Here is a 4,218-nt window from a genome sequence, read left to right on the forward strand (position 1 = left end):
CAGGGCAGGTTGGCCCAGAGCGAGTTGCGGGCGATCCTGATCCTGACGTGCGGCGGGATCGGATCGAGCGAGATCAGTTGCGCCTCGCCGACGGCGACCAGTTCCTCGATGCCGACCGTCGAAAAACCCCATTCATTGGTGGCGCCGGTCCAGGCATTGACGAGGCCGAGCCGGTCGAGGACGTCCTGCAGCAGGCTGCCGGCGCCGTAGACGCGGACATGGCGATCGTCGAACATGCTGACGACGCAGACCGGTTTTTGCACCGCCCGCTCCAGCCTGGCACGCGCTTGGGCGATCGAGGCTTCGATGCGCCCGACAAGGTTTTCTGCTTCCGTCCCACGGCCAAGCATGTTGCCAAGCTGCAGCGTCACCTGCTGCGCCTGCGCGTAAGGTGGAGCCTTGCCGCTGTAGAACGGCACATTGAAGGTCGGCGCCAATCTGGTGAAGCTGTTCTCGTCCAAGCCATAGCCATAGGCGCCGACGATCAGGTCGGGCCGCAATTCCCGAAGCAGTTCGAGATTGGGCTCGCTGCGCGACCCCAGGTCGATGGTGGCCTGCGGCAGCGCCGGGCCCTGGACCCAGTCGCCATAACCCCTGGTGTCGCCGACGGCGAGCGGCGACACGCCGAGCGAGACCACCATTTCGGCCGATGTCCATTCCAGGCAGACGACGCGGGCAGGTGCCGCGCGTGCCGTGCCGCCCGGCAAAGCGAGACCGGTCGCGGCGAGGCCGGCAAGATACTGGCGCCGTGTCAGCGCCGCCATTTTGGGCCGGCCCGCCACATTGCTTCTACCATGTGTATTTCACCGAACCGTTGATCCTGCGGCCCTCGCCGTAGAAGCAGCCGAAGCCCGAGGAGAAGCAGGAGGCGACGTAGCGTTTGTCGAACAGATTGCTGGCATTGAGGCTGAGCGTGGCGTTCTGCCAGGCGTAATGCACCGCCGCGTCGGCGAGCACGACCGACGGAACCTTGAAGCTGTTGGCGTCGTCGCCATAGGTCGAGCCGACATAGCGGACACCGGCGCCGAGGCCGAGACCTTCGAGCTTGCCGCCCATGAAGGTGTAATTGGCCCAAAGCGATGCGGAATGGGCCGGCACGCCGAAGGGCGTGTTGCCCTCGTTGCTGACCCAGACGCCGTTGACATCTTCGACAGCGGTCGCCCTGGTGATCTTCGTGTCGAGATAGGTGTAGGCCGCTCTCAGGTCGAAGCCGGAATCGAGGCTGGCAACGGCCTCGAATTCCACGCCGCGCGAACGGATCTCACCGGTCTGGAACAGATCGTTGGGCGAGCCCTCATTACCGGAACGCACGACATTCTGTCGGGTCAGGTCGAAAACCGATGCCGTAATGAAGGAGTTCCAGCCGGTCGGCTGGTATTTCAGCCCGATCTCGTATTGCCTGCTGGTCTCGGGCACGAACAGATTGCCGTCGCTGTCGGCGCCGGCCACGGGCTGGAACGATTCGGAGTAGCTGACATAGGGCGCAAGCCCGTTGTCTGCGAGATAGACCAGGCCGGCGCGGCTGGTGAAGGCGTTGTCCTTCTGCTCGGGAATGTAGCCGCCGGCCAGATTGTCGTAGACCTTGGCGTCCGACCAATCCTGGCGGCCGCCAAGGGTCAGCCGCCAGTTGCCGAACTTGACCTGGTCCTGGGCATAGAGACCGACCTGCTGCTGGGTGGTGTCGGTATCGGTGTAGGGCGTCAGATCGGTGATCGGGTACCCGTAAACCGGATCGAAGATGTTGAAACCGTCCTCGACGGTCCCTTCCGAGGCATAGTCGCGGTAAGTGTAGCGTTTGTAGTCGAGGCCGACGAGCAGCGTGTGGGCAAGCGGCCCGGTGTCGAAATCGGCTTGTGCCTGGTTGTCGATGGTGACGCCGCTGAGTTTGGTGCCGCCGGCATCTGCATAACGGTAGTAGTCGCCGCTTGAAGGTTCCAGGCCGTTCGAGTCCGTCAGTCCGCCACCAAAGACGCCCTCCTCGGTGTGGGTGAGGTGGACGTAGCGGGCATGCTGTCGCACCTGCCAGGTTTCGTTGAAACGGTGATCGAATTCGTAGCCGATCGAGGCCTGGTCGTTGTTGTAGGAGTCGAAGCCGGGTTCGCCGACGAACATGCTGTTCGGCAGGTACTTGCCGTCCTTGCCCGGTATGACCGTGCCGTAGGCAGGCAGGTACTGCATCGCCCATCCCGAGCGGTCGCGCTGATAGTTGGCGAGGATGGTCAGGCTGGTGTCGGCATCGGGCTGCCAGGTGATCGCCGGGGCGATGAAGATGCGGTCGTCCTTGACGAAATCGGTCTGCGTGTCGCCCATGTGAGCGGCACCGGTGAGGCGAAACAGCAGCGACTTGTCGGCGTTCACGGCACCGCTGAAATCGAACTTGCCTTCATAGCGATTGAAGCTGCCGCCACCGAGTTCGATCTCGCGCAGGTTTTCCTCGGTCGGCCGCTTGCTGACATAGTTGATGATGCCGCCGGGGCTAGCCTGGCCGTAGAGCACCGACGCTGGTCCGCGCAGCACCTCGTAGCGTTCCGCGCCATAGGAATCGAGTGCGGTGAACAGGATGAAATTGCTCTCCTTGAGCTGCAGCCCGTCCCTGTAGAAGACGCCGTTGGCGTTCGAAATGCCGCGCAACTGCAGGCCGAGGCCGCGATTGTCGGTGCCGTAGAGATCGCCGGTGGCGCCGGGCGTGTAGCGCAGAACGCCGCCGAGGTTGTCAATCGCCTGTGCTTCCATCTGGTCCTTGGTGATCACCGATATCGACTGGGGCGTCTCGATCAGCGGCGTGTCGGTCTTGGTGCCGGTGGAGCCCTTGGTGGCCACGTAGCCCTTGACCGGCCCGAAGGCGCTTTCGACACGTTCCTGGACGTTGATCGGGTCCAGGGTGGTGGTGACCGTCTCCTGGGCCAGGGCATGGCCGCAGCCAAGCAGGGCCGGCACCGACACCGCTGCGATCAGCAGGCGCTTCCGCGCCATCCGGTCCTGCCAAATCAGTCCACGTCCCGAGATCATCCTGCGCCCCCTTTTCCAAATTTCATGTCGATATTGCCGGTCGCGACGATTTGTTGATCGTTGCAGTCATCTTCAATGTTGACTAGTAAGGTCATGTTTCATAGTCAACCGGGCATGAGCCGTCGAAAGCCGGAATCTGGAAATGCGGGCGGCCGCACTGGAGAAAAGCCATGAGCATGGCTGGAATTGATGCCCAGACTGCCTTCCATATCGACGCGGTGCGCTTTGCCGTCGGCGAGCGGACGCTGCTCGGTCCGGTCTCGCTCGAACTGCAGCGCTCGCGCGTCTACGGGCTGATCGGCCACAATGGTTCGGGCAAGTCGACGCTGATCAAGCTCATGGCGCGCCAACAGCCGGCGAGTTCAGGCGCCATCACTTTCGCCAGGCGTCCGTTGCCGCAATGGGGCGCCCGCGAATTTGCCCGCGCGCTTGCCTATCTGCCGCAGACGACACCGGCGGCGACCGGCCTGACCGTGCGCGAACTGGCGACGTTGGGACGCTATCCCTGGCATGGCGCGCTTGGCCGCTTCCGCGCGCAGGACAGGCAGCATGTCGACGAGGCGCTGGCCCTGACCGACATGGACGGGTTCGCGGATCGGCTGGTGGACGAATTGTCGGGCGGCGAGCGCCAGCGCGCCTGGCTCGCCATGCTGGTGGCGCAGAACGCCGGCGTCATGCTGCTCGACGAGCCGATCTCGGCACTCGACATCGCCCATCAGGTCGAGGTGCTCGGGCTGGTCAAGGAACTCAGCCGCAAACGCGACCTCTGCGTCGTCGTCGTGCTGCACGATCCCAACATGGCGGCGCGCTACTGCGACGAACTGATCGCGCTCAAGGACGGCAAGCTGCTGACGCGCGGCACACCCGGCGAGATCATGCGCAGCGATGTTCTGAAAGGCATTTTCGGCGTGGAGATGGGCGTGTTCGCGCACCCCGTCACCGGCCAGCCCGTCGGCTATGTGCAGTGACGAGATCTGGTGCGGCGGCGGGAAATAGAAGGCGGCTGGCCGCTGTGAGAACAAGGAAGAAGCTGTTGTCGAGAACTGGTTTGTTGGCGGCGTTGGTCGCATCCGTCATCCTGTCGGCCGGCAGCGCGATGGCCCAGGAGCAACCGGCCGGTGCCGCGCCGGCGATTGATGCCCCCACCCCGGCTGCTCCCACGGCCCCCGCGCCGATTGCGCCGGCCCCCGCCGCACCGGCCGTCGCCCC

The 4,218-nt window shown here is 64.2% G+C and carries 3 protein-coding genes; 1 reads left to right on the forward strand and 2 read right to left on the reverse strand.

Annotated elements, in window-relative coordinates; translation table 11 throughout:
* Both EN994_RS20310 and EN994_RS20315 read right to left on the reverse strand, forming a co-directional pair.
* Positions 1–764: ABC transporter substrate-binding protein (locus tag EN994_RS20310; protein WP_127307756.1), on the reverse strand; the 764-nt coding region annotated here is incomplete at its 3' end.
* Between the two features lie 25 nt (positions 765–789).
* Positions 790–2,973 carry a TonB-dependent siderophore receptor gene (locus EN994_RS20315; protein ID WP_244514244.1) on the reverse strand — a complete coding sequence of 728 codons (2,184 nt, stop codon included), beginning with the start codon at positions 2,971–2,973 and terminating at the stop codon, positions 790–792.
* Positions 2,974–3,185: 212 nt separating this feature from the next.
* Here EN994_RS20315 and EN994_RS20320 point away from each other — a divergent pair, with 212 nt between their 5' ends.
* A complete protein-coding gene (locus EN994_RS20320; protein WP_063170397.1) occupies positions 3,186–3,977 on the forward strand; it encodes an ATP-binding cassette domain-containing protein in 792 nt (263 codons plus the stop codon).
* The last annotated feature ends 241 nt before the right edge of the window (positions 3,978–4,218 follow it).

It is taken from the genome of Mesorhizobium sp. M7A.F.Ca.CA.002.09.1.1 (genome assembly GCF_003998555.1).
Lineage (GTDB): Bacteria > Pseudomonadota > Alphaproteobacteria > Rhizobiales > Rhizobiaceae > Mesorhizobium > Mesorhizobium ciceri.

Bases quoted from the DNA above. Each gene is read 5' to 3' on its own strand.
- EN994_RS20315 (WP_244514244.1), bottom strand. From the start codon at position 2,973: ATGGCGCGGAAGCGCCTGCTGATCGCAGCGGTGTCGGTGCCGGCCCTG.
- EN994_RS20320 (WP_063170397.1), top strand. From the start codon at position 3,186: ATGGCTGGAATTGATGCCCAGACTGCCTTCCATATCGACGCGGTGCGC.